This is a genomic window from Nonomuraea polychroma, from assembly GCF_004011505.1.
GTDB classification, from domain to species: Bacteria; Actinomycetota; Actinomycetes; order Streptosporangiales; family Streptosporangiaceae; genus Nonomuraea; species Nonomuraea polychroma.
The window spans coordinates 11,395,515-11,418,219 of sequence record NZ_SAUN01000001.1 but is presented as its reverse complement, the minus strand read 5'-3'; the positions used below and the strand labels follow the sequence as shown (position 1 = coordinate 11,418,219).

At 68.8% G+C, this 22,705-nt stretch carries 25 protein-coding genes; 10 read left to right on the top strand and 15 right to left on the bottom strand.

What is annotated here, in order from left to right:
- Window positions 1-107: 107 nt before the first annotated feature.
- Window positions 108-899 carry a thioesterase family protein gene (locus tag EDD27_RS53310; protein WP_127940286.1) on the bottom strand — a complete coding sequence of 264 codons (792 nt, stop codon included), beginning with the start codon at window positions 897-899 and terminating at the stop codon, window positions 108-110.
- Window positions 900-1,009: 110 nt separating this feature from the next.
- Here EDD27_RS53310 and EDD27_RS53305 point away from each other — a divergent pair, with 110 nt between their 5' ends.
- Window positions 1,010-1,336, top strand: coding sequence for a hypothetical protein (locus EDD27_RS53305; RefSeq protein WP_127940285.1), 327 nt, complete (start codon window positions 1,010-1,012; stop codon window positions 1,334-1,336).
- 85 nt (window positions 1,337-1,421) lie between these two features.
- Window positions 1,422-3,287, top strand: coding sequence for a DUF3352 domain-containing protein (locus EDD27_RS53300; RefSeq protein ID WP_127941553.1), 1,866 nt, complete (start codon window positions 1,422-1,424; stop codon window positions 3,285-3,287).
- A gap of 49 nt (window positions 3,288-3,336) precedes the next feature.
- Here the strand turns inward: EDD27_RS53300 and EDD27_RS53295 are convergent, their stop codons facing one another.
- The 5 genes from EDD27_RS53295 to clpS form a co-directional block, all read right to left on the bottom strand.
- On the bottom strand, window positions 3,337-4,284 hold the full coding sequence (locus EDD27_RS53295; RefSeq protein ID WP_127940284.1) for a PLP-dependent cysteine synthase family protein: 948 nt from the start codon (window positions 4,282-4,284) through the stop codon (window positions 3,337-3,339).
- A 1-nt stretch (window position 4,285) separates the two neighbouring features.
- On the bottom strand, window positions 4,286-4,558 hold the full coding sequence (locus tag EDD27_RS53290) for a MoaD/ThiS family protein (RefSeq protein WP_127940283.1): 273 nt from the start codon (window positions 4,556-4,558) through the stop codon (window positions 4,286-4,288).
- A gap of 149 nt (window positions 4,559-4,707) precedes the next feature.
- Window positions 4,708-5,109, bottom strand: a complete 402-nt coding sequence (locus tag EDD27_RS53285) for a M67 family metallopeptidase (protein ID WP_127940282.1) — start codon at window positions 5,107-5,109, stop codon at window positions 4,708-4,710.
- A 9-nt stretch (window positions 5,110-5,118) separates the two neighbouring features.
- Window positions 5,119-5,643: a DUF2017 domain-containing protein gene (locus EDD27_RS53280; RefSeq protein ID WP_206642057.1), complete on the bottom strand. Its 525-nt coding sequence runs from the start codon at window positions 5,641-5,643 to the stop codon at window positions 5,119-5,121.
- Between the two features lie 19 nt (window positions 5,644-5,662).
- Complete coding sequence (gene clpS / locus EDD27_RS53275; protein ID WP_090935661.1) at window positions 5,663-5,956, bottom strand: ATP-dependent Clp protease adapter ClpS; 294 nt, start codon at window positions 5,954-5,956, stop codon at window positions 5,663-5,665.
- A 46-nt stretch (window positions 5,957-6,002) separates the two neighbouring features.
- Between clpS and EDD27_RS53270 the strand changes: the two genes are divergently transcribed.
- The 5 genes from EDD27_RS53270 (at window position 6,003) to EDD27_RS53250 (ending at window position 10,090) form a co-directional block, all read left to right on the top strand.
- Window positions 6,003-7,286: a nicotinate phosphoribosyltransferase gene (locus EDD27_RS53270; protein WP_421917214.1), complete on the top strand. Its 1,284-nt coding sequence runs from the start codon at window positions 6,003-6,005 to the stop codon at window positions 7,284-7,286.
- A gap of 14 nt (window positions 7,287-7,300) precedes the next feature.
- Entirely contained in the window at window positions 7,301-7,870 is a 570-nt protein-coding gene (locus tag EDD27_RS53265) for an isochorismatase family protein (RefSeq protein ID WP_127940279.1), read from the top strand.
- Window positions 7,871-8,005: 135 nt separating this feature from the next.
- Entirely contained in the window at window positions 8,006-8,503 is a 498-nt protein-coding gene (locus EDD27_RS53260) for a hypothetical protein (RefSeq protein ID WP_127940278.1), read from the top strand.
- Window positions 8,504-8,590: 87 nt separating this feature from the next.
- Entirely contained in the window at window positions 8,591-9,412 is an 822-nt protein-coding gene (locus EDD27_RS53255; protein WP_127940277.1) for an alpha/beta fold hydrolase, read from the top strand.
- A gap of 24 nt (window positions 9,413-9,436) precedes the next feature.
- On the top strand, window positions 9,437-10,090 hold the full coding sequence (locus tag EDD27_RS53250) for a class I SAM-dependent DNA methyltransferase (protein ID WP_127940276.1): 654 nt from the start codon (window positions 9,437-9,439) through the stop codon (window positions 10,088-10,090).
- Here EDD27_RS53250 and EDD27_RS53245 read toward each other — a convergent pair.
- The 7 genes from EDD27_RS53245 to EDD27_RS53215 all read right to left on the bottom strand — a co-directional run bounded on the left by EDD27_RS53245 (window position 10,087) and on the right by EDD27_RS53215 (window position 18,069).
- Complete coding sequence (locus EDD27_RS53245; protein ID WP_127940275.1) at window positions 10,087-10,464, bottom strand: STAS domain-containing protein; 378 nt, start codon at window positions 10,462-10,464, stop codon at window positions 10,087-10,089. The genes EDD27_RS53250 and EDD27_RS53245 overlap by 4 nt on opposite strands.
- 196 nt (window positions 10,465-10,660) lie before the next feature.
- Window positions 10,661-12,415 (bottom strand): DEAD/DEAH box helicase, encoded by a 1,755-nt coding sequence (locus tag EDD27_RS53240; protein WP_206642056.1) that lies wholly within the window; start codon window positions 12,413-12,415, stop codon window positions 10,661-10,663.
- 124 nt (window positions 12,416-12,539) lie between these two features.
- Window positions 12,540-13,457: a hypothetical protein gene (locus EDD27_RS53235; protein WP_127940274.1), complete on the bottom strand. Its 918-nt coding sequence runs from the start codon at window positions 13,455-13,457 to the stop codon at window positions 12,540-12,542.
- Window positions 13,458-13,708: 251 nt separating this feature from the next.
- Window positions 13,709-15,094 carry an MFS transporter gene (locus tag EDD27_RS53230; RefSeq protein WP_241564750.1) on the bottom strand — a complete coding sequence of 462 codons (1,386 nt, stop codon included), beginning with the start codon at window positions 15,092-15,094 and terminating at the stop codon, window positions 13,709-13,711.
- Between the two features lie 26 nt (window positions 15,095-15,120).
- Complete coding sequence (locus tag EDD27_RS53225) at window positions 15,121-15,999, bottom strand: zinc metalloprotease (RefSeq protein ID WP_127940272.1); 879 nt, start codon at window positions 15,997-15,999, stop codon at window positions 15,121-15,123.
- 78 nt (window positions 16,000-16,077) lie between these two features.
- Window positions 16,078-16,338, bottom strand: coding sequence for a DUF3039 domain-containing protein (locus EDD27_RS53220; RefSeq protein WP_127940271.1), 261 nt, complete (start codon window positions 16,336-16,338; stop codon window positions 16,078-16,080).
- A 123-nt stretch (window positions 16,339-16,461) separates the two neighbouring features.
- Window positions 16,462-18,069, bottom strand: coding sequence for an MFS transporter (locus EDD27_RS53215; RefSeq protein ID WP_127940270.1), 1,608 nt, complete (start codon window positions 18,067-18,069; stop codon window positions 16,462-16,464).
- A 157-nt stretch (window positions 18,070-18,226) separates the two neighbouring features.
- On the opposite strand from EDD27_RS53215, the gene EDD27_RS53210 reads away from it, so the two are divergent.
- Window positions 18,227-18,850: a TetR family transcriptional regulator gene (locus tag EDD27_RS53210; RefSeq protein ID WP_164904169.1), complete on the top strand. Its 624-nt coding sequence runs from the start codon at window positions 18,227-18,229 to the stop codon at window positions 18,848-18,850.
- On the opposite strand, the gene EDD27_RS53205 is transcribed toward EDD27_RS53210, so the two are convergent.
- Together EDD27_RS53205 and EDD27_RS53200 are read right to left on the bottom strand one after the other, a co-directional pair.
- Window positions 18,847-19,425: a YqgE/AlgH family protein gene (locus EDD27_RS53205; RefSeq protein ID WP_127940268.1), complete on the bottom strand. Its 579-nt coding sequence runs from the start codon at window positions 19,423-19,425 to the stop codon at window positions 18,847-18,849. The genes EDD27_RS53210 and EDD27_RS53205 overlap by 4 nt on opposite strands.
- A gap of 120 nt (window positions 19,426-19,545) precedes the next feature.
- On the bottom strand, window positions 19,546-20,157 hold the full coding sequence (locus tag EDD27_RS53200) for a TetR/AcrR family transcriptional regulator (protein ID WP_127940267.1): 612 nt from the start codon (window positions 20,155-20,157) through the stop codon (window positions 19,546-19,548).
- A 237-nt stretch (window positions 20,158-20,394) separates the two neighbouring features.
- On the opposite strand from EDD27_RS53200, the gene EDD27_RS53195 reads away from it, so the two are divergent.
- Entirely contained in the window at window positions 20,395-21,144 is a 750-nt protein-coding gene (locus EDD27_RS53195) for an IclR family transcriptional regulator (protein ID WP_127940266.1), read from the top strand.
- An 87-nt stretch (window positions 21,145-21,231) separates the two neighbouring features.
- Entirely contained in the window at window positions 21,232-22,698 is a 1,467-nt protein-coding gene (gene glpK, locus EDD27_RS53190; RefSeq protein WP_127940265.1) for a glycerol kinase GlpK, read from the top strand.
- Window positions 22,699-22,705: the final 7 nt, after the last annotated feature.

The following is a 22,705-nucleotide window of genomic DNA, read 5'->3' as shown; positions in this document are numbered from 1 at the left end:
GGTCCTCTTTCGTCGGACCTGTGAGGAAGCTCACTGTGTCTATTGGCTCGCTCGCTGCGCTCGCTCACGGCCCCAGATGAGCTTGAAGGGGTGTTGTCTTGCTCACATCAGCCCCTGCCGACCCGTGCGAGCTGACGCGACTGGGCCACCAGGCGGCCGGTGGAGTCGCGTACCTCGACCTCCTCGTCGAACCAGCCGTCGGAGACCAGCCGGCCGCTGCCGAGCAGGGTCAGCCAGCCGGGCGCGGGCAGCGCGCGCAGGTGCCAGGTGAGGTCCACGGTCGGCGCCCAGCCGCGCGCCCCCGCCGAGAACACCACGGGGGGCAGCGCGTCCACGGCCAGCGCCAGCACGTACGGGTCCGGGTCCTGGGGCTCGGCCATCCTGAAGTACGCCCGCGACTCGGGCCGGCCGGTGGGCTTGCCGGTCAGCCAGCCGATCGTGGGCGGGTCGAAGAGCAGCTCCATCTGGGCGTTCAGGGTCATGCCCGATTCGGGCTTGGGATCGGGGAGTTGGGCGCAGTCCTCGAGGGCCGGCATCTCGTACGCTGATTTTTCTGCATACATCGGCTCAACGTCGTTCAACGTGGCCGTCGTGATCAAGCTCTCGATCTGCGCCACGCCATCCTGGACGAGCGTCGCCCGGGCGAAGGCGGCCGTCCTCCCCGCCTTCAACGGCTCCACCTTGACCTGGGCGGGCCCGGGCACCGGCGCCTTGAGGAACTGCGCGGTCGTGCTCACCGGATGCTCGAACGGCGAGGCGTCCACCGCCGCGCGCAGGATCACCGCCATGAGGTAGCCGCCGTTGAGCGGGCCGCCGATGGCGTATCCGGGGTCGATGCACACGTCGTAGGTGCCGTCGTCGACTCTGATCGCCTGCGTGGCCTCGTCGAACTTGGTCATCCGCTCCCACCTCAAGCCTGGAACTATATTCTAGTAGCCCCATACTTTACGACATGCGCCTGTCAGCGCGCCTACCTGCGAAAACGTGGCCGGGCTGAGAACGTTTGATCATGGCAAGTGTTACCGAACTCATAGGCCAGTCCGTCTGGGACTGCCACGGGGTGTGGGTCGGTCACGTCGTCGACATCCGCATGGTCAAGCACAAAGGCGAGCTCCAGCAGAGCCACACCGTCTGCGGTCTCGTCGTGTCGAGCCGACGCGCCCCGTTCCTGCTCGGGCTCACCCGCAGCCTCCACGGGCGTGTGCCCTGGCTCTCCCGGGCGCTGGCGCGGGTGATCTACGCCGGATGCACGTTCGTGCCGTGGTCGAGCGTCACCGACTACGCGGACGGTGAGGTGCATATCGAGGTGCTCAGAAAGGAGCTCAACAGGGTCTGATTCCGACTTCAGCACATTGCAAGCGGCCGACAAGCAACATCAGCTAACTTCGCTGTGGTTAAAAGTCCACATTGTGAGTTGAGTGATGTCTGCGAATAATCCCCCTTACGGCCAGGATCCTGACCGGACCACGGCGTACAACTGGAACCAGGGGCAGCCGTACCCTCCGCAGCAGCCATACCCCCAGCAGTCCCACGGCCAGGAGGGGGCTTACGGCCAGCAGCAGCAGCCGCAATACGGGCAGCAGCAGCCTCATGGCCAGGGCTACGAACAGCAGGCCTACGGGCAGCAGCAGCCGCAGTACGGGCAGCCGGCATACGACCAGCAGCAGCCGCAATACGGGCAACAGGCATATGGGCAGCAGCAGCCGGCGTACGGGCAGCAGGCTCAGGGTGGCTGGCAGCAGGAGCAGTTGCAGCAGGGCGGCTGGCAGCAGGAGCAGAGCTGGCAGCAGGGCCAGTACGCGCAGTCAGGATGGCAGCAGCAGGGCCCCGACGGCTTCGGCCCGCCCCAGCCGGCCAAGAAGAGCCGCAAGGGCTGGGTGATCGCGGCCGCCGCGACGCTCGCGGTGGTGCTGCTCGGCGGCGGCGCCGTGTGGGCCGTGGGCGCCATCGGCGGCGGCGGCACGCAGCCGAACGACGTCCTGCCCGCCAACTCCATCGCCTACGCCCGCCTCGACCTGGACCCGGCCGCGAACCAGAAGCTCGCGCTGTTCGCGCTCGCCAGGAAGTTCACGGTCACCAAGGAGTCCTTCACCGGCGACGACCCGCGCAAGGCGCTGTTCGACACCATCAACAAGGACTCCGACAACAAGATCGACTTTGCCAAGGACGTCGACCCGTGGCTGGGCAGCAGGATCGGCTTCGCCGCCGTCCCCTCCGGCAAGGAGGAGCCCGACTTCGCGGTGGCCGTCCAGGTCAAGGACCAGGAGCAGGCCAAGGCCGGCATCGCCAAGCTGATGGACGGCGACAAGTACGGCATCGCCTTCCGTGACGACTACGCGCTCCTCACCGCCAACCAGGCGCTGGCCGACAAGTATGCGCAGGCCGAAGGCAGCCTGGCCGACAACGCCGAGTTCAGCGAGGACATGGGCGCGGTCGGCGAGCAGGGTGTGCTGTCCTTCTGGGCCGACATGAACGGTCTGATAGGCCTGGCCAAGGCGGACTTGACCGCCGAGCAGCAGGCGGCCGTCGACAAGGTCAAGGACGCCAGGTTCGCCGGCGCCCTGCGCTTCGACAGCGCCTACGTCGAGCTCGCCGGCACGGTCCGCGGCGCCACGGGCATGCTGCCCCAGGGCGACCTGCCCAAGGCCAACCTGGGCATCCTGCCCGCCACCACGGCAGGCGCGCTGTCGATCTCCGGCCTGGACCAGGTCGTCACCAAGCAGTGGGCCGAGATCGAGAAGCAGGCCGCGGCGTCCGGGGCGGCGGAGATCAAGCAGCTCATCGAGCAGGCCAAGACCCAGTTCGGTCTGCAACTGCCGGGTGACCTCGCCACGGTCTTCGGCAAGAACTTCACGGTCGCGGTGGACAGCCAGGGCCTGAACAGCAACCAGATCAAGGGCGGCGTACGCATCGCCACCGACCCGGCCAAGGCGCAGGCCATCCTCGACAAGATCCAGCAGGCGATGACCGCCAGCGGGCAGCCCGCTCCCCAGATCGCCAAGATGGCCGGCGACGGCGTCTTCACGGTGGCGACGACGGACGAGTACGCCAAGAAGCTGGCCGAGGAGGGCACGCTGGGCGACTCGGAGACGTTCCAGACCGCGATCGCGGACCCGGACGGGGCGACGTCGGCCCTCTTCGTCGACCTCGACAAGATCGAGAACCTCTACCTGAAGAACATGCAGGGCGACGAGAAGGCGAACCTGCGGGTGCTGCGGGCCATCGGCGTCAGCGCCACCCAGACCGACACGGAGGCGACGTTCTCGATGCGGGTCCTGTTCAACTGAGCCGAACGAAGAGGGCGGCCGGTCCCCGACCGGCCGCCCTCCTTCACGTTCAGGCCCAGAGCTGGCCTTCGAGGCGGTCTTCCGCCTCCTCCAAGGTGCCCTCGTAAGCTCCCGTGGACAGGTATTTCCAGCCGCCGTCGGCCACCACGAACACGACGTCGGCGCGCTCTCCCGCCTTGACCGCCTTCGCGGCCACCCCGAGCGCCGCGTGCAGCGCGGCTCCGGTCGAGACGCCGGCGAAGATGCCCTCCGAGGCCAGCAGCTCGCGGGTACGCCGCAGCGCGTCCGCGGAGCCGACCGAGAACCGGGTGGTCAGCACCGACTCGTCGTAGAGCTCGGGGATGAACCCCTCGTCCACGTTACGCAGCCCGTAGACCAGCTCGCCGTAACGCGGCTCGGCGGCGACGATCTGCACGCCGGGCACCCGCTCGCGCAGGAACCGCCCCACGCCCATCAGCGTCCCGGTCGTGCCCAGCCCCGCTACGAAGTGGGTGACGGTCGGCAGGTCCTCGAGGATCTCCGGGCCCGTGGTCTCGTAGTGCGAGCGCCAGTTGGCCGGGTTTCCGTACTGGTAGAGCATCACCCAGGAGGGGTTCTTCGCCGCCAGTTCCTTGGCCACGCGCACGGCCTCGTTCGAGCCGCCCGCCGCCGGGGAGGAGATGATCTCGGCGCCCCACATGCGCAGCAGCTGGCGCCGCTCCTCTGAGGTGTTCTCCGGCATGACGCAGATCAGCTTGTAGCCCTTGAGCTTGGCCGACATCGCGAGCGAGATGCCGGTGTTGCCGCTGGTGGGCTCCAGGATCGTGCAGCCGGGCGTGAGCCGGCCGTCCTTCTCGGCCTGCTCCACCATCCACAGCGCGGGCCGGTCCTTGATCGAGCCGGTCGGGTTGCGGTCCTCGAGCTTGGCCCAGATGCGTACGTCGGCGGACGGCGACAACCTCGGCAGGCCGACGAGCGGCGTGCGGCCCACCGAGTCGATCAGCGATTCGAAACGCATGTCACCCGCCGGCGACAGCAGGGAGCACGGTCACCGTGTCACCGTCGGACACCGGCGTGCCCAGGCCGCCGAGGAAGCGCACGTCCTCGTCGTTCAGGTAGACGTTGACGAAGCGGCGCAGGCCGCCCTCGTCGACGAGGCGGTCCTTGATGCCCGGGTGGCGGGACTCAAGATTGGTGATCAGCTCGTCGAGGGTAGCGCCCTCGGCGCTCACGGCCTTCGCGCCGTCGGTGTAGTTGCGCAGAATGGTCGGAATGCGAACCTCGATGGCCATCGCGGTCAGTCTCCTCAGGTCAGGTCGTCGTCCCATCGGCATGCAACGCCGACGGCTGAAGGGGGATTCCAGACAGCTTCAGCCGCGACAGTCATAGACGACGACAGCCGGAGTGTGCGCGAAGAGGAAGCTCTGCACCGGCCGGACCATCATGGGAGAAACCTTACCTCTTCCTCGGTAATCACTCCGTCGAGGATCCGGTAGGAGCGGAACTCCACCTCGTTCTCGTCCCGGGTCGAGACCAGGACGTAGTGCGCGTCGGGCTCGGAGGCGTACGACACGTCAGTGCGTGACGGGTACGCCTCGGTGGCGGTGTGGGAGTGGTAGATCACGACGGGCGCCTCGTCGCGGTCGTCCATCTCACGCCAGACGCGAAACTGCTCCATCGAGTCGAAGCGGTAGAAGGTGGGCGAGCGCTCGGCGTTCTCCATCGGGATGAACCGCTCGGGAACGCCGTTCTTGCCCGCGATCACACCGCACGCCTCGTCGGGGTGGTCGGCGCGGGCATGGGCGACGATCTTGTCCGCCAGTTCCTGCGAGATCGAGAGCATGCCCGGAAATTACCAGAGCGCCCGGACCAGGCTGTCCTGGAGGTACGTCAACCAGTCGTAGGTGACGTAGGCCGGGTATCTGGGGTCGTCCTCGGACATCATGGCGATCTCGTCGTGCACTTCTTCGGTCACCTCGAGCTTGGTGCCGAGCGTGAGCCGGATGTCGTTGAGCGCGCGCAGCCACGCCTGCGCCTGCTCCGGCGTCAGGTCGAAGCGCCCTGAGGCGGCGGTCTCGAGCACGGTCTGCGCGTCGGCCCGTTTGCCGTCGCGCAGCGTGGCCTCGGTGTAGCGGCGGAACTCCACGGAGTCCTTCTCGTCTTCGTACGCCGACGGGAACAGGCGTGCCAGGACCGGGTCCGACGGCGCCTCGCCCGCCCCGATGCCCAGCGCCCGCTCCAGCGGATCGTCGCTCGTCTCGCCCGGCGACACGAGGCCGAGCGTCATCGACACGAGCGAGCGCAGCAGCGAGACCTCCGCGGCCTCGAACCGCGCGACGACTCCGCCACGCTTGCCCGGCGAGAACCCCGAACTCACCCGCACCTCTTCACGTGCATCATTTGACCGAATCCGGCTGGAGCGTCGCCCACAGGCCGTAGGAGTGGAGAATCTGCACATCGCGTTCCATCTCTTCGCGCGTGCCGCTGGACACGACCGCCTTGCCCTTGTGGTGTACGTCCAGCATGAGTTTCTCGGCCTTCTCCTTGGTATAGCCGAAGACCGTTTGGAAGACGTAGGTCACATAGGACATGAGGTTGACCGGGTCGTTCCAGACGATGGTTACCCATGGCAGATCGGGCCGGACGTCCGATGACGGACGCTCGACGGCGATTGGAGCGGTGCTACCCACATCCCCGAGTCTGCCCTATCTGGGCCGTAGTCTTCGAGTCGTGACAATGACCATGAGCACTGCGTTGCTCACAGATCACTATGAGCTGACAATGCTGCAGGCCGCGCTGCGAAGCGGGGCGGCCCACAGACGCGCGGTCTTCGAGGTGTTCGCCAGGCACCTGCCGGGCGGGCGGCGTTACGGGGTTGTCGCAGGAACGGGACGTGTCCTGGACGAGCTCGAACGCTTCCGTTTTGGTGAGATTGAACTCACCTATCTGCGCGAGCACAAGGTTGTGGACGAAGCCACTCTGGCGTTTCTGGCCGATTACCGGTTTTCCGGGAACATCTGCGGCTACCGCGAGGGCGATCTCTATTTCCCCGCCTCCCCCATCATGGTCGTGGAGGGCACCTTCGCCGAGGCCGTGCTGCTGGAGACGCTGATCCTGTCGATCCTCAATCACGACTGCGCGATCGCCTCCGCCGCCTCCCGGATGACCAACGCCGCGGGCAAACGCCCGATCATCGAGATGGGCTCGCGGCGCACCCACGAGGCCGCGGCGGTGGCGGCCGCGCGGGCCGCGTACATCGCCGGGTTCGCCTCCACCTCCAATCTGATGGCCGGGCACATGTACGGCATCCCCACGGCCGGCACGGCGGCGCACGCCTTCACCTTGCTGCACGACTCCGAGCGGGCGGCGTTCGAGGCCCAGATCGCCTCACTCGGGCCGGAGACGACCCTGCTGGTGGACACCTACGACGTGCCGGAGGCGGTCCGCACGGCGGTGGAGCTGACCGGGCCGAAGCTCGGGGCCGTCCGCATCGATTCGGGTGACCTGGCCGCCGCGGCGCAGGAGGTGCGTGAGCAGCTCGACGCGCTCGGCGCGTTCAACACCCGCATCCTGGTCACCTCGGACCTGGACGAGTACGCCATCGCCGCGCTCGCCGCCGCCCCGGTGGACGGGTACGGGGTGGGCACCTCGCTGGTGACCGGGTCGGGCGTGCCCACGGCTGCACTGGTGTACAAGCTGGTGGCGCGGGAGACGGCCACGGGCAAGCTGGAGGCCGTGGCCAAGCGCTCGGTGGGCAAGCCGTCGCGGGGCGGCCGCAAGCAGGCGTACCGGCTGCTGGACTCCTCCGGCCACGTCGACACCGAGCTGATCACCACCGGCGGCTTGGTCCCCGAGGGCGGCATCCCTTTGCTGCACGAGCTCGTGCGCGACGGGGAGGTCGTGGGCGCGGAGCCCCTGTCCGCGGCTCGCGAACGCCACGCTCACGCCGTCGCCACACTCCCCCTGGAGGCCCTCCACCTGGGCAGGGGGTACGCGGCGGTCCCCACGGAGTTCGCCTGACGTATCGTGCTGGTATGGGCACCGCGTTGATCATCGTCGATGTGCAGAACGACTTCTGCGAGGGTGGCAGCCTTCCCGTGGCCGGCGGGTCCGCGGTGGCGGCGGCGATCACTCGTCACGTGGCCGACCACGGCTACCACCACGTGGTCGCCACCCGCGACTACCACGTCTCCCCCGGCGACCACTTCGCGGAGTCGCCCGACTACCTCGCGACCTGGCCGGCCCACTGCGTGGCCGGCACGCCGGGGGCGGACTTCCATCCGTCGTTCGACGTGTCGGCGGTGGAGGAGGTCTTCAGCAAGGGAGCGTACGCGGCGGCGTACAGCGGCTTCGAGGGCGTGTCCGGCGACGGGGTGACGCTGGCCGACTGGCTCAGGGAGCGCGGGGTGCACGAGGTCGACGTGGTGGGCATCGCCACCGACCACTGCGTGCGCGCCACGGCCCTGGACGCCGTCAAGCACGGCCTCGCGGTGCGGGTCCTGCTGGACCTCACGGCCGGCGTCTCCCGGCCCACGACGGAGGCGGCGATGGCGGAGCTGAAGGAGGCGGGCGCCACCTTGCAAGGAGCGCCCGCCGTGGGCTGATCGCTCCCGCGATCCATCACGAAGCGTACACAGTGTGGAACGCTGAGGTGATGTGATATCCAAGAGGGGCGAACTCTCTCCGGGGTCGGAGTAACACGGAGAGTGACACGTCTTCCTCGTCGCTGGAGGTTCTCCATGCTGGCCGTCTCCTTAGGTGTGGCCTGGCTGCTCCTCGGCCCGCTCAGCCTGTGGCTCCTCGTCAAGGGCAGCACCACCGAGCGCATGGGGGCGATCGTCGCGCTGGCGCTGCTGGAAGGCGGCACGATCGTGATGAACCAGGTCGTCCAGGACTCCATCCTGGAGCACTCCGTGGTCTCCCACGACGTGTCACCGACGGCGGTCTGCGACGAGCGCACCCCTTCCCCGCGCTCCGCCAGGGTCGGCAGGTCTCTCGTCCTGGCCTGGCCCGCCGTGCGCCGCGAATGCGAGACGGCCGAGGTCACGGTCCGCGCCAAGGGGAGGCGGCTGCTGGTCTGGGTGCATACGGTCGCTGGTCCGGGCGATCACCTGCCTGTGCTTCCCGTACGAGTCAAAGGCGACACGGCCCGAGTGACAGTCCCGTTGCCTGAGAAATCAGGCCATATCCCAGTTGATGGCCGAAACGGCCGTCGGATCCCGACACCGATGACGTAGCCGCAGTCATCTGCCCGGATGTACCGGCATGGAGTGCGGATCTGGGTTCGGGCGCATTCCACCTTCCTGACATGGAGGAGCACTGCCATGCCGTACATCACCGCCACCGACGGCACCGACATCTTCTACAAGGACTGGGGCTCCGGCCAGCCGGTCGTGTTCAGCCACGGCTGGCCGCTGAACGCCGACGCCTGGGACAGCCAGCTCCGCCTGGTGGCCGAGAACGGCTACCGCGCCATCGCCCACGACCGCCGTGGCCACGGACGCTCCGCCCAACCGTGGAACGGCAACGACATGGACACCTACGCCGACGACCTGTTCGGTCTCCTGGAGACCCTGGACGTGCGCGGGGCGATCCTGGTCGGCCACTCGACGGGCGGCGGCGAGGTGGCCCGCTTCCTCGGCCGCCACGGCAGCGCCCGCGTCTCCAAAGCGGTGCTCCTCGGCGCCGTGCCGCCGCTGATGCTCAAGACGGACGCCAACCCCGGAGGGGTGCCCATCGAGGTCTTCGACGACATCCGCGCGGGCGTGCTGGCCGACCGCTCACAGTTCTACAAGGACCTCAGCGCCCCCTTCTACGGCGCCAACCGGCCCGGCTCGACCGTCTCTCAGGGCACGCGCGACGCGTTCTGGCTGATGAGCATGCAGTGCGGGCTGAAGGGCGCCTACGACTGCATCAAGCAGTTCTCGGAGACGGACTTCACCGACGACCTGCGGCGCATCGACGTGCCGACGCTGATCGCGCACGGCGACGACGACCAGATCGTCCCCATCGCGAACGCGGCCATCAAGTCGGCCGAGCTCGTCAAGGACGCCACTCTGAAGGTGTACGAAGGGGCTCCGCATGGCTTGACGGGCTCGTACAACGACGCCTTCAACGCCGACTTGATGGCCTTCATCCAGAGCTGATCGCTTCGGCTAAGGTGGTCCCCCGTGACCGAACCGGACTTCCTGCATACCACGCGGGCGTCCTATGACGCCATTGCCACCGACTACGCCGACTTCTTCCGTGACGTGTGGGCGGGCATGCCGCTGGAGCGGGCGATGTTCGCCGCGTTCGCCGAGCTCGTAAAGGACTCCGGGCCCGTGGCGGACGTCGGCTCCGGTCCGGGGCAGGTCACGGCGCTTCTGCACGGGCTGGGGCTGGACGTGTTCGGCGTGGACCTGTCGCCGGAGATGGTGGCGCTGGCCCGGCGCACGTTCCCCGGCCTGCGGTTCGAGGAGGGCTCGATGCTGGCCCTGGACCTGCCTGACGGGAAGCTGGGCGGTCTGGTGGCCAGCTACTCGATCATCCACGTTCCCCTGGAACGGCTGCCCGAGGTGTTCTCCGAGTTCCACCGGGTGCTGGCTCCCGGGGGTCACCTGCTGGTGGCGTTCCAGGTCGGGGACGAGCCCCTGCGCCTCACGGACGGGTTCGGCCATGCCATCTCACTGGATTTCCACCGCCGCCAGCCGGACCAGATCGCCGAAATGCTGGACGCGGCGGATTTCACCGTGGACGCCCGCCTGATACGGGAGCCGAAGCCGGGCACCCGCGAATCCACCCCGCAGGCCATGCTCCTGGCCCGCAAGCCCGCGACCGCCTAAGACGCGGCCACGGCCAGCCGCAGGGCGTCGTCGAACCTCGCGAAGACCTCGAACGCGTGCCGCAGCCCCGTGATGGACAACACCCTCGCCATCACCCCGTGCACCCCACCGAGCAGCAGCCTGGTCCCCCGGGCCTCGCAGCGCTGCATGACGCTGAGGAGCTCGTTCATCCCCATCGAGTCGCAGAACGCCACCTGGCCGAGGTCCAGGATCAGGAAGGGCTGCGGGGGCAGCTCCCAGATGCGTTGCAGATGCTCGCGCAGCACCGGCACCGCGTTGACGTCGAGCTCGCCTTCGAGCCTCAGGATGACGGCGTTTCTTGAGAGGCCTGAGGTCACGCTGAGCGTCGGCTTCCGGTTGGCCTCAGATGACATTGGCGAAGTCCTTTGCACATCTCAAGACGAGCCAAGAGAGGTTGTTGCCGGTTCGACCGAGCTTCTAACAGCTTCTGACAGAAGGTCACTGCTCTGTGTCCCGAGGGGAGAGGTCCCGGCCAGGCACCGACGCCGTCAGACGGTCGTGAGCGTGCCGCCCACGCTCCGCCGTCCATCCGTGCCTGCCGGGCTCGAGTCAGCGCCGCTGGGTGGCCCAGCGGCGGATCGTGTCGATCCGCTCCTGGATCTGCTCGGCCGTCGCCTGGGCGATCGGCGGGCCGCCGCAGGTGCGGCGCAGCTCCGCGTGGATGACCCCGTGCGGCTGGCCCGTGCGGTGGTTCCAGGCGCCCACCAGGCCGTTGAGCTCCTTCCGCAGCTCCGCGATCTGCTCGTGCGGCGCCAGTGTCTCGCGCGACTCCTCAGCCGGCTGCTGCTTGCGCCTGGCTGCCTGCTGGTCCGACTGCCGTTTGCGGAGGAGGGTCGCCACCTGGTCGGGCTCCAGGAGCCCGGGCAGGCCGATGAAGTCCTCCTCCTCGGCGGAGCCGACCTCCGCGCCCGTGCCGAACTCGCCGCCGTCGAACAACACCCGGTCGAACGTGGCCGACGTCTCCATCGTCTCGAACGGCAGCTCGTCACCCAGGACGTCCGGGTTGTCCTTCTTGCGGTTGGCCTGCTCCAAGAGGCTGTCGTCGAGGCCGTCCTCCGGAGGCCGCTTGTTGAGCACGTGGTCGCGCTCCACCTCCATCTCGTTGGCCAGGCCCATGAGGGTCGGCACCGAGGGGAGGAAGACCGAAGCCGTCTCGCCCCGCTTGCGTGCGCGTACGAAACGGCCCACCGCCTGGGCGAAGAAGAGCGGGGTCGAGGTCGAGGTGGCGTAGACGCCCACGCACAGGCGGGGGATGTCGACGCCTTCCGAGACCATGCGTACGGCCACCAGCCAGCGGTCCTGCGACGCGGCGAACTGCTTGATCTTCTTCGAGGCGCCGGGGTCGTCGGAGAGGACCACGGTGGCGCCCTCGCCGGTGATGTTGCGCAGGTGGCGCGCGTAGGCGCGGGCGGTCTCATGATCGGTCGCGATGACCAGGCCGCCCGCGTCGGGCACGCCCCTGCGCACCTCGGTGAGGCGGCGGTCGGCGGCCTGCATGACCTGGCGGATCCAGTCGCCCTTGGGGTCGAGCGCGGCCCGCCACGCCTGCGAGAGCTGGTCCTTGGTGAGCGGCGTGCCCAGCGTCGCGGCGATCTCGTCGCCGGCCCGCGTGCGCCACTTCATCTCCCCGGAGTAGGCGAGGAAGATGACCGGCCGCACGACCCCGTCGTCGAGGGCGGGCCCGTAGCCGTAGGAATAGTCGGCGACGCTGCGTTTGAGGCCCTCCCCGTCCTCCTCGTAGGCGACGAAGGGGATCGGGTTGTCGTCGGACCTGAACGGCGTCCCGGTGAGCTGGAGGCGGCGCGTGGCAGGCTCGAAGGCCTCCCGCACGCCGTCGCCCCACGACTTGGCGTCGCCGGCGTGGTGGATCTCGTCGAAGATGATCAGGGTCTTGCGCGCCTCCGTGCGCGCCCTGTGCAGGGCGGGGTGCATGGCGACCTGCGCGTACGTCACCGCGACCCCGGTGTAGTCGCGTGACGTCGTGCCCTGGCTGTTCTTGAACTCGGGATCGATGCCGATGCCGACCTTCCCGGCGGCGTCGGCCCACTGGCGCTTGAGGTGCTCGGTGGGCGTCACGATGGTGATCGCCCGGATCACCCCGCGGGTGAGCAGCTCGCTGGCGATGCGCAGGGCGTAGGTCGTCTTGCCCGCGCCCGGCGTCGCCACGGTGAGGAAGTCACGTGGCTCGTGCCTGAAGTAGAGGTCGAACGCCTCTTGCTGCCAGGCACGCAACTTGGGAGCGGTGCCCCATGCGGCGCGGTCTGGATAGGAAGGCGAAAGGTGGGACGCGGCGAAGGTGCTCACCGCATCACCTCTGGGGTTCGTGTGCTTCGCTCTCTCACAGTGACCCGATAGTAATCGGGCCCACCGACAAGACGTGCCGTGAGCCGTGGATTCTGGCCAAGGTCTTCCTCACGTGCTATGCGGCTTATCGGATCCTCATCATGACGGCGTCGAGCGCCTGTCTGCGCGCGGTTTCCTCGGGTTGCAGCAGTCCGAGGAGCAGGACGGCCCGGTCGCCGCGAGTGATCAGCATCACTCTCATGAAGGCGGGCCTGTTGACCACGTCCCGGTATTCCGCCCGGAGCGCCCGGGTGTGACCCCCTGGGATCTCCTTGTCCTCGACGATGCTCACGCGGTCCCCTTTGAGCAGCAGCCTGGAGTAGAGCTCCGCCGCCTCGGCCGTGGCCTCCTCGGCGTCCACCACGCCTGCGGGCACCGGCCTGGCCATGACCAGGCCGCCGCTTCCGTCCCTGACGACCGATGTGAATCCGGTCACCGGTGGCACCGCGGCCACTCTCCAGCCCTGCGGCAACGTCGCCGTCACCCCGGCCAGCCCGTCGCTCAGCCTGCCCGGCTCCGCGCCCGGCTCGGTGATCCGCAACACCACCGCGGTCGCCCCCGCCACCAGGCCCGTCCCGGCTAACAGTGCGGCGAGCACGACCGCCCACCGCCGCCACAGGCGTGCTCCGGCGCGCCTGCGCACTCCGGGGTCCACCGGGGTGCCGTAGAGCCGCGCGGACGGCGGCAACGTATCCCATGTCGGCGCGGACAACGGCGAGTTGCTCGCGTGCCCCCGCTCCCAGCCGTCCTGTTGCAGACTCCGTCCCCAGTCGTCGCGCTCCGGGACGCGTCCCCACTCGTCACGTTCCAGACCGCGTCCCCAGTCGTCACGTTCCGCCGGGTGCTCCACGCCCCGTCCCCAGCCTGCCGCAGGCGGCTCCGGGCTTCCCCCCGGCGGCCAGTCCGCACCCGGATGGGGGCCGGGGCCGGGATCATGGTCGGCGGTCCTGCGGATGCGCGGGTTCCACGGCTCGTCGAGGTCTTCGCTCTCCCCCGCGTCCAAGTCGAGCGGATGCGGCCTCCGGGGACTCTCGGGCCCTCGACGCGGCTCCTCCTGGCGCGGGCTCCGGCGCCCCGGAGCCTCGCCCCACGTGGACTCCGTGTCCTCTGGAGGAGTACGGCGATGCCTGGCTCCCGGCTGAGGCGGCCAGACACGGTGATCACCCTCCATGACACCTCCTTGTCCCGCTGTCCTATCACTCCTCGCCGAGAGGATCCGGCGAACCGTGATCGCTGTGACAAGAGGGACGGAATTCAGCGGATGCGCCCGGCGAGCAGCGTGGCTGCCAGCCCGACGGCCGCCATGAGGAGGCAGATGACGACGAACCCGGTGGCGATCTCGGCGGAGGTGTGACCGATCAGGTTGACCAGCGCCCCGCCGACCCCGATGGCCAGTGCGGAGCCCAGCATGTCCGTCACGGACAGCGCCGCCGAGTTGGCGCCCTGCTCGTTCTCGGGCGACTGCTTGAGCACCGTGACGCTGATGGTGGCCATGGCGAGTCCCATCCCGAACCCGGCCACGATCCACGCGGGCACCGCGACCCACCCGCTCATCCCCGGCAGAACAGACAGCAGGGACAGCAGGATGCCTCCCGTCAGGCTCGCCGCCCCGACCCTGAGCCTCCGGTGCGGCTCCACGCTCCGCCGGCTCTGCAGGTATGACCCGGTCGACCAGCCGAGCGCCCCCGTGGTCAGCGCGATCCCGGCCTCCCGCGCATCGAAGCCTCTCACTTCCTGCAGCGCCAGCGGGATGAAGGAGTTCACCCCGAAGAAGGCGGCCGAGAAGAACCCGCGCATCAGCACGGTCGTGGGCAGTCCTCGGACGAATCGCAACGCGCCGGGCGGCAGCAACCGGTACAGGCCGTAGATCAGGAAGCCCAGCCCGGCCACCGTCTCCAGAGCACCCGAGACGGGAGCCAGGTGCAGCCGGTCCACCCCGTGCAGCAACGCCGCGGCGCCACCGGCCGTCGCCGCCGCGGCCAGCGTCATCGCCAGCGGCCGCGACCGCGGGCCGTCCCCGGGCGCCACGTCGGCTGACCGCGGGCTCCGCAGCGCGGGGACGAGCATCACCAGCGCGGGCACGATCAGCGGGATGATCCCGTAGAAGACGTACCGCCAGCCCCACTGCTCGGCCACGGATCCCGCGACGGCCGGGCCGACCATGGAGGGCACCACCCAGGCAGCGGAGATCGCGGCGAACGCCTTGGGTCGCATCTCGGCCGGATAGACCCTCGCGATCATCACGAACAGCGCCACGATCGAGGCCCCCGCGCCCAGCCCCTGGACGGCCCGGGCCGCAAGGAACATCGTCGCCGACTGCGCGGCCCCCGCCAGCCCCATACCGGCCACGAAGAGCATCAGCCCGGCCAAGAACGGCATCGGGTAACCGCGCCGATCCGCCCAGAGCCCGGCGACCACGTTCGCGAACAAGCTGGAGATCAGGAAGGCGGAGAAGCTCAGACCGTAAAGGTTCAACGCGTCCAGCTCATCGGCGACGTCCGGCATGACCACCCCGACCGACATGCCCTCGAAGGCCACGAGCGTGATGACGAGCAGGATGCCAAGGGTGGCGGTACGGTAGGCCGGGCCGAAGATCCGGGGAGTCTTGTGGGGAGCGTCGAGTGCTTTCGGTCCTGTCACCCACACATCGTAATTTGCCGCGCAATCTAAATTTTTGAGGTGTGCCGGTACGCGGCCCAGATCTCGTGCATCCGCCGCGCCTGCCCCTGCGTGAACTCCGCCATGCATCGGTCATGGGCGTAGTCCATGAAGTTCCGCGTGGGATCTGGCCCGGCCTGAGGGCACGTGTCCTTGTGCGCCGGGCACGCCTCGGTCGGCTTGGCCTCCGCCGGGGTGTCGTCGATGCCGTCGCCGGGCTGCCGGCAGCCGTTCTCGAAGGTGTGGAACAGGCCGAGCCAGTGGCCGATCTCGTGGACGCCGGTGAAGCCCCGGTTGTAGTTGGTCATCGCGCCACCGGGCAGGCTGCGCCAGTCGATCACGACACCGTCGAGCAGGGGCGCGCCCGCGTACCAGTAGGGGTAGCTGGCGAAGCCCAGCATCAGCTCGCTGAGCTGGGCGATGTAGAGGTTGAGCGTTTCAGCACCGCCCTTGTGCAGCGCGTTCTTCATCGGCTGCTCGTGACCCACGGGATCGGTGAACCAGGTGGCGTTGTCCCTGACCGAGATGCTGTCGAGCCGGAAGCGCACGCCGGTGTCCACGCCGCCGAAGGCGCCGCCGTACGCGGAGTTGAGCACCGCGATCTGGCTCCTGATCGCCTGATCCGAGACCTTGCGGACACCTCGGGTGAGGACGTGCACCCGGGTGGGCACGGTGATCGTCGTGGGCGGCGTGACCCCGGCCAGCCGCCGGTCGAGCTCGGCCATGAGCTTGGCCACGTCTTCCGGCTTGGGCGAGCGCGGCCCCGGCGTGCTCCTGTGCGGAGATCCGGCGCAGACGGCGGCCCGGGCGGCACTGAGCTGGAGCGGTGGCGCGATCACCACTGTGAGCAGGCATGCCAACGAGACGGCGGTCGCGCGCCGGGCCATGCGGTACCCCCATGACGGTATGAGCTGGTCTGGCTACAGACCGTAGCTCCACCTGGGGGGATTACCGCTCAGCAACACTCACTGTTTGTCGCCGCCCTGATCGCCGCCGCCCACGGGCAGGCTCTCGTAGATTTCCTTGCACTCCGGGCACACCGGATATTTCTTGGGGTCGCGGCTGGGCACCCAGACCTTGCCGCACAGGGCGCGGATCGGCGTGCCCGTCACCATGCTCTCGGTGATCTTGTGCTTGTCCGCGTAGTGCGCGAATCGCTCATGATCGCCGTCGCCGTGCGACGTCCGCGGCGTGGTTTCCTGCTCTGGGAGGATCTTCGTGCTCACCCCAGCAAGTTTATGCCCCCACCGCAACCGCCACCCCACATAGCGGCTCGACCCCTGCCACGTGGCGGGGGTCGTCAGATGCGACCCCCGCCAGGCGGCGGAGGCCGTACCCGTACGCGATGATCAACCCATGTGGACCGGCTGGCCCTCGGTCTTGCGGCCCGCCTTCACGAAGAGGGTCAGGGCGGCGGTGAGCACGGCGATGCCGGTGCTGACGAGGAAGGCCACGGACATGCCGTCCATGAACGAGTTGTGCACGGCGTCCACGATCGGCTGCCCCAGCCCGGGCGGCGCCGTCCCGAACGCGGCCGCCTTCTCCAGCCCCGCCAGCTGTGCGGCCGGGATCCCCTGGGCCGCCGGGCCGAGGTGGCCGGGCAGCGTGGCGGAGATCTGGGCGGCCATCACCGCGCCCAGGACCGCGGTGCCGAGCGCGCCACCGACCTGCATGGCCGACTGCTGCACGCCGCCGGCCACGCCGGTCAACCCCGCCGGGGCGTTGCCGACGATGATCTCCGTGGCGCCCACGAAGACCGGCGACATGCCGAAGGCCAGCAGGAGGAACGGGATGCCGCTCTCGATGAACGACGCGTCGATGCTGAGCCTGGACATGAGGAACATCGAGAAGGCAGTGACCAGCAGACCCGCCGCCATCGTGATCTTCGGCCCGAACCTGCCGAGCGCCATGCCGGCCAGCGGCGAAGCGAAGATCATGCCGGCGCTCATCGGCAACATGCGCAGGCCGGCCTCCAGCGGCGACAGGCCGTGCACACCCTGGAAGAAGAAGCCCAGGAAGAACATCGCGCCGAACATGGCGAAGGCGACCATCATCATCAGCACGGTGCCGATGGAGATCGAAACATTCCTGAACAGCGACAGCGGCACCAGCGGCTGCCTGCCCAGTTTCTCAGCCCTGCTCTGCCAGAAGATGAAGGCCCCGATGAGCACCGCGAACCCGGCCACGAAGGTCAGGGTCGTGCTGTCACCCCAGCCCCACTCGGGCGCCTTGATGATCGTCCAGACGAGCGCGAACATCGCGCCGGACAGCAGCAGCACGCCCAGCCAGTCGATCCTGGCCATTGTCTGCGCACGACTGTCCTTGATCAGCAGGATGCCCATGATCAGGGCGACGACGCCGACGGGCGCGTTGATGAAGAAGACCGTCTGCCAGCTCGCCTGCTCGACCAGCACGCCGCCCACGATCGGGCCGGCGGCGCTGGACAGACCGATGATCGCGCCCCAGGCCCCCATCGCCTGGTTCAGCTTCTCACCGGGGAACGCACTACGCAGCAGCGCCAGGGCGGCGGGCTGGAGCAGCGCGCCGAACAGACCCTGAAGCACGCGCAGGCCGATCAATGCACCGACCGGCGTGACGCCGGGAATGACGTCGGCCAGTTCGGCGCTGAAGCCGATGCCCACCGAGGAGAGCGCGAAGCCGCCCACACCGATGAGGAAGACCCTCTTGTGCCCGAACAGGTCGCCCAGCTTTCCCGCGGTGATCAGGAAGACCGCCAGGGCCAGCAGGTAACCGCTGGTGACCCACTGCAGGTCGGACAGCAAGGCCTTCAGGTCCAGCTGGATGGACGGGTTGGCGATGCCGACGACCGTGCCGTCGAGCATCACCATGATGACGCCGAGGCTGACGGCCAGCAGCACCAGCCACGGATTGCCTCCTGCCCCCGTCTTCACAGAGCCAGGCGATGGCGGTGCGTCGACCGCCTTCGCGTTCGCCATGAAGTCCCCCTCAGTACACGTACGCCCACATCAGGGCATAGATCTCGTAAGCCTCAGGTAATATATGGCAGTCGATGACAGATGACAAATGACTTTTAATCGGCATCGTATGACTTGTGGCACACTGTGACAGAAGGGTTTCGAAGGAGTGACCACTGTGGGTCTTCGGGAACGTAAGAAGGAAAAGACGCGCCTGGCGCTCCTGGACGCGGCGCTGGACCTGTTCCTCGAACAAGGATACGAGTCGACCACGGTGGAGCAGATCGCAGGGGCTGTCGACGTCTCGCCCCGCACCTTCTTCCGTTACTTCACCAGCAAAGATCACCTGGTGCTGTGGTTCCACGACCACGGTGAGGAGATCATGCTGGAGACCCTGACGTCCCGCCCGGCGGACGAGCCCCCGTTCACCGTGCTCATGCACGCGCTGCGCGCCGTGCTGAGCGACATGCAGGGGTCAACGCCAGAGGAGTCCGCGAGGTTCCTGAAACTGCGCCGGATCCTGGACGAGAATCCGCGGCTGATCGGCCAGTCGGTGGCCCGGGGCGCGCAGACCGAGCGCCGCCTGGCGGAGCTGGTGGCCGAGCGCCGGGGCGCCGATCCCGACAACGACCAGCTCTCGCATCTCATCGTGGCGTTCGCCATGTCCACGTTGCGGGTGGGCTTCGAGTGCCCGCGCCGCGACGGGACGCTGGTGGAGATCACCGACCGCATGGGCGAGACCATCGACCTGGCCGAGCGCTCACTCCAGCCGGGCTGGGACCTCCAGCGGCCGGACCGCTAGTTCATCGTCGGGTCGTCCGGGCACGTGGCCACGAAGGCCAGCTCGCCTGGCTGCCTGCGCAGCACGTGCCGCCAGAGCGAGCCGGGATCGTCGTGGAAGGTGTCACCGGCTTCGGAGTCGACGACATACCAGGCGCCCTCGGCGATCTCGCTCTCCAGCTGTCCCGAGGACCAGCCCGCGTACCCCGCGAAGATGCGCATCTGCGCGATCTCGCCCTGGAGGATCTCCGGCGGAGCGTCCAGGTCCACCGTGCCGAGCCGGGACACGGCAGGGGTGCCGGCGTGCAGCCTGCGCCAGCCGAGCGGCTCTTCCCCGCTCGGGACCGCCGCCAGCGCCAGTGCGCTGTCGGTCTGCACGGGTCCGCCCTCGAAGAGCACCGGCGGCCCGGTCACCAGCGGGTCCCACACGGGCAGCACCTGGGTCACCGAGATGTCGCTCGGCCTGTTGAGCACCACTCCCAGGGTGCCGCCGTCGTGGTCGTGCTCGAGGACCAAGACGACACTACGCCGGAAGTTGGGGTCGTCGAGAAGCGGCGTCGCCACCAACAAACCGCCGACGTAGATCGCTTCCGCCATACATCCATCATGAAGGGTCGAAGGGGGTTCGCGCTGCCCCAGTGCGCCGATGTTACTTTACGCGTTCATATCGGCACTCAGGAGATGGCGCTCCGGTCGTGATCCGCGTGCCTGCGGCCCCTAGGGGATGAACGCCCCGGCCCGGGCGGCGGCGAGCGCCCGTTGGACCGAGCGTTCGGCGACCTCCGGCGTCACCGGCTCCCGCGTGACCACCAGACGGTAGTAGAGCGGGGCCGAGACCGCCCGGATCACCTCCATGGCGTCGGTCCCCCGGGGAAGGTCGCCCCGCTGGACGGCCAGCTCCACGGCGCCGGCCCATTCCTCGATGCGGCGCAGATAGAAGGCCCGCAGGGCGTCGGCCGCCTGCCGGTCGCAGGTGGCGGCGGCGATCATCGCCTGGAACGTGGCCCCGAGCCGCCCGTCGTTGACCGCCTCGCACACGGCCAGGGCGTTGACCCGCAGGTCGCTCTCGATCGAGCCGGTGTCGGCGTGCGGCGACGACTGATCTGCCAGCTCGGTCATGAGGTCGGTGACCAGGCCCGCCGGGCTCCCCCAGCGCCGGTAGACCGTGGTCTTGCCGACACCCGCCCTGGCCGCCACTTGATCCATGGTGAGGCCATGGAAGCCGTGCTCGACCAGCTCGTCCTGGGTGGCCTCGAGCACGGCAGCGCGCACGCGCGCAGTACGGCCACCAGGCCGCACGGTTCCCGCCGAGCGGGAAGCTTGCTCCATCAAGTCTCCTCGGTGGACTACGGCATGCCCAACTAACGGGATGACTATCCCGTTAGGCTGTAATGCGTGGGCGGCGCGGGCTGTTCCTGGGCTCATGCCGTCGGCCGCGTCGTTCGCGCGGGGCTGTCTGCGCTGTGGCTCAAAGGAAGCGTTGCCGCCGGCGCAATTGTAGAGCCGCGTGGCCTTTCCACGATCGCGTTCGGCAATACCGAACCGCACTGCGCTAGGGTGCCGATTGTGGGAGAGACGATTCAGTCGGTCGAGCGGGCCGCCGCGATCCTGCGGCTGCTCGCCTCCGGTCCCCGCCAGCTAGGGGTGGCGGAGCTGGCGAGGGCGCTCGGCCTGCCGAAGGGGACGCTGCACGGCATCCTGCGCACGCTCGTCCGCGTCGGCTTCGTCGAGCAGGACCAGGCCACGGGGAAATACCGCCTCGGGGCCACGCTGCTCCACCTGGGCAGCAGCTACCTCGACGTCAACGAGCTGCGCACCCGGGCCATCAACTGGGCCGACGCGCTCGCCGGCCGCAGCAGGGAGAGCGCCTGGATCGGCACCCTGCACGAGGGCCACGTCCTGGTGATCCACCACGTGTTCCGGCCCGACGACAGCTTGCAGACGCTCCAGGTGGGCACATACCTGCCGACCCACGCCAGCGCGCTCGGCAAGGTCCTGCTCGCCTACGACCCGTACGGCGAGACGCTCCCCCAGCCGCTGCAGCCGCACACCAAGAAGACCATCGTCGACCCCGGCCTCCTGGAGACCGAGCTGGAGCAGGTCAGGACGCGCGGCTGGGCGGCCGAGATGGAGGAGCTGACCGAGGGCGAGGTGGCCATCGCCGCGCCCATCAAGGACTCGCGCGGCATCGTGGTGGGCGCCATCGGCATCCGCGGCGCGGTCGAGCGGCTTGCGCCGGAAGGGGGGCTGCACATGGAGTTCGTCTCCTACGTACGCGACGCGGCCCGCGCGATCACACGCGATCTCGCCCGGTGAGCAAAACAGTTGAACGCGTCCGGGTAACCGAATAATATTTCTCACGTCGTTCGACATTGTCGAACCCTGACCTTGCGAGGAACTCTAGTGCCTCGACCGCATTACGTCGCCGCCATCGACCAGGGCACCACGTCCAGCCGCTGCATCGTCTTCGACCAGGCCGGCCACATCATCTCCGTCTCCCAGCGCGAGCACCGGCAGATCTTCCCCAAGCCGGGCTGGGTCGAGCACGACGCGGCCGAGATCTGGCAGGCCGTGCAGGGGGTGCTGGAGGAGGCCCTCGGCGGCCTGGACGGCCAGATCGCCGCACTCGGCATCACCAACCAGCGCGAGACCACCGTGTTGTGGGACCGGGCGACCGGGCAGCCGGTGTGCCCGGCGATCGTCTGGCAGGACACCCGCACGGCGCCGCTGACCCGCGCCCTGGCCGCGCACGAGCAGTTGTTCAAGGAGAAGGCCGGGCTGCCGCTGGCCACCTACTTCTCCGGCCCGAAGATCCGCTGGCTGCTCGACGAGCACCCAGGGCTACGGGAGCGGGCCGAGCGGGGCGAGGTGCTGTTCGGCACGATGGACAGCTGGCTGTTGTGGAACCTCACCGGCCGTCACATCACCGACGTCACCAACGCCAGCCGCACGATGCTGATGAACATCCACACGCTGGCCTGGGACGAGGAGTTGCTGGCCGCGCTGGACGTGCCGCGCGCGATGTTGCCGGAGATCCGCCCGTCCGCCGAGATCTTCGGCCGCACGCCGGGCGGTTTCCCGGTGGCCTCGGCGCTCGGCGACCAGCAGGCGGCGCTGTTCGGGCAGACCTGCTTCGCGCCCGGCGAGACCAAGAGCACCTACGGCTCCGGCAGCTTCCTGCTGATGAACACCGGCCACGAGCCGGTCGTCTCCAAGCACGGGCTGCTGACCACGGTCGGCTACCAGATCGGCGACACACCGGCCACGTACGCGCTGGAGGGCGCGATCGCCATCACCGGCTCCCTGGTGCAGTGGCTGCGCGACAACCTCGGCCTGATCTCCAGCGCCGCCGAGATCGAGACGCTGGCCAAGACGGTGGACGACAACGGCGGCTGCTATTTCGTGCCGGCGTTCTCGGGGTTGTTCGCACCTCACTGGCGCTCGGACGCGCGCGGCGTGATCGCGGGGCTGACGGGGTTCGTCAACAAGGGGCACATCGCGCGGGCCGTGCTGGAGGCCACCGCGTGGCAGACCCGCGAGGTCGTGGACGCGATGAACGCCGACTCCGGTCTCGACCTGGCCTCGCTGCGCGCCGACGGCGGCATGACCGCCAACAACCTGCTCATGCAGACGCTCGCCGACGTGCTCGCGGTGCCGGTGATCCGGCCCATGGTGGCCGAGACCACCGCGCTGGGCGCCGCCTACGCCGCGGGCCTCGCGACCGGCTACTGGCCGGACGTCGACAGCCTGCGCGCCAACTGGCACAAGGCCGCCGAGTGGCGCCCGGAGATCGACGAGGCCGACCGCGAGCGGGAATACCGCAATTGGAAGAAGGCCGTGGCCCGCACCCTCGACTGGGTGGAGCAGTAGGAGTATG

What these genes read in the sequence shown, in the direction of transcription:
- EDD27_RS53310 (WP_127940286.1), bottom strand. Translation starts at nt 899, where the DNA reads ATGACCAAGTTCGACGAGGCCACGCAGGCGATCAGAGTCGACGACGGC.
- EDD27_RS53305 (WP_127940285.1), top strand. Translation starts at nt 1,010, where the DNA reads ATGGCAAGTGTTACCGAACTCATAGGCCAGTCCGTCTGGGACTGCCAC.
- EDD27_RS53300 (WP_127941553.1), top strand. Translation starts at nt 1,422, where the DNA reads ATGTCTGCGAATAATCCCCCTTACGGCCAGGATCCTGACCGGACCACG.
- EDD27_RS53295 (WP_127940284.1), bottom strand. Translation starts at nt 4,284, where the DNA reads ATGCGTTTCGAATCGCTGATCGACTCGGTGGGCCGCACGCCGCTCGTC.
- EDD27_RS53290 (WP_127940283.1), bottom strand. Translation starts at nt 4,558, where the DNA reads ATGGCCATCGAGGTTCGCATTCCGACCATTCTGCGCAACTACACCGAC.
- EDD27_RS53285 (WP_127940282.1), bottom strand. Translation starts at nt 5,109, where the DNA reads ATGCTCTCGATCTCGCAGGAACTGGCGGACAAGATCGTCGCCCATGCC.
- EDD27_RS53270 (WP_421917214.1), top strand. Translation starts at nt 6,003, where the DNA reads ATGACCATGAGCACTGCGTTGCTCACAGATCACTATGAGCTGACAATG.
- EDD27_RS53265 (WP_127940279.1), top strand. Translation starts at nt 7,301, where the DNA reads ATGGGCACCGCGTTGATCATCGTCGATGTGCAGAACGACTTCTGCGAG.
- EDD27_RS53260 (WP_127940278.1), top strand. Translation starts at nt 8,006, where the DNA reads ATGCTGGCCGTCTCCTTAGGTGTGGCCTGGCTGCTCCTCGGCCCGCTC.
- EDD27_RS53255 (WP_127940277.1), top strand. Translation starts at nt 8,591, where the DNA reads ATGCCGTACATCACCGCCACCGACGGCACCGACATCTTCTACAAGGAC.
- EDD27_RS53245 (WP_127940275.1), bottom strand. Translation starts at nt 10,464, where the DNA reads ATGTCATCTGAGGCCAACCGGAAGCCGACGCTCAGCGTGACCTCAGGC.
- EDD27_RS53225 (WP_127940272.1), bottom strand. Translation starts at nt 15,999, where the DNA reads ATGGCCCGGCGCGCGACCGCCGTCTCGTTGGCATGCCTGCTCACAGTG.
- EDD27_RS53215 (WP_127940270.1), bottom strand. Translation starts at nt 18,069, where the DNA reads ATGGCGAACGCGAAGGCGGTCGACGCACCGCCATCGCCTGGCTCTGTG.
- EDD27_RS53205 (WP_127940268.1), bottom strand. Translation starts at nt 19,425, where the DNA reads ATGGCGGAAGCGATCTACGTCGGCGGTTTGTTGGTGGCGACGCCGCTT.
- EDD27_RS53200 (WP_127940267.1), bottom strand. Translation starts at nt 20,157, where the DNA reads ATGGAGCAAGCTTCCCGCTCGGCGGGAACCGTGCGGCCTGGTGGCCGT.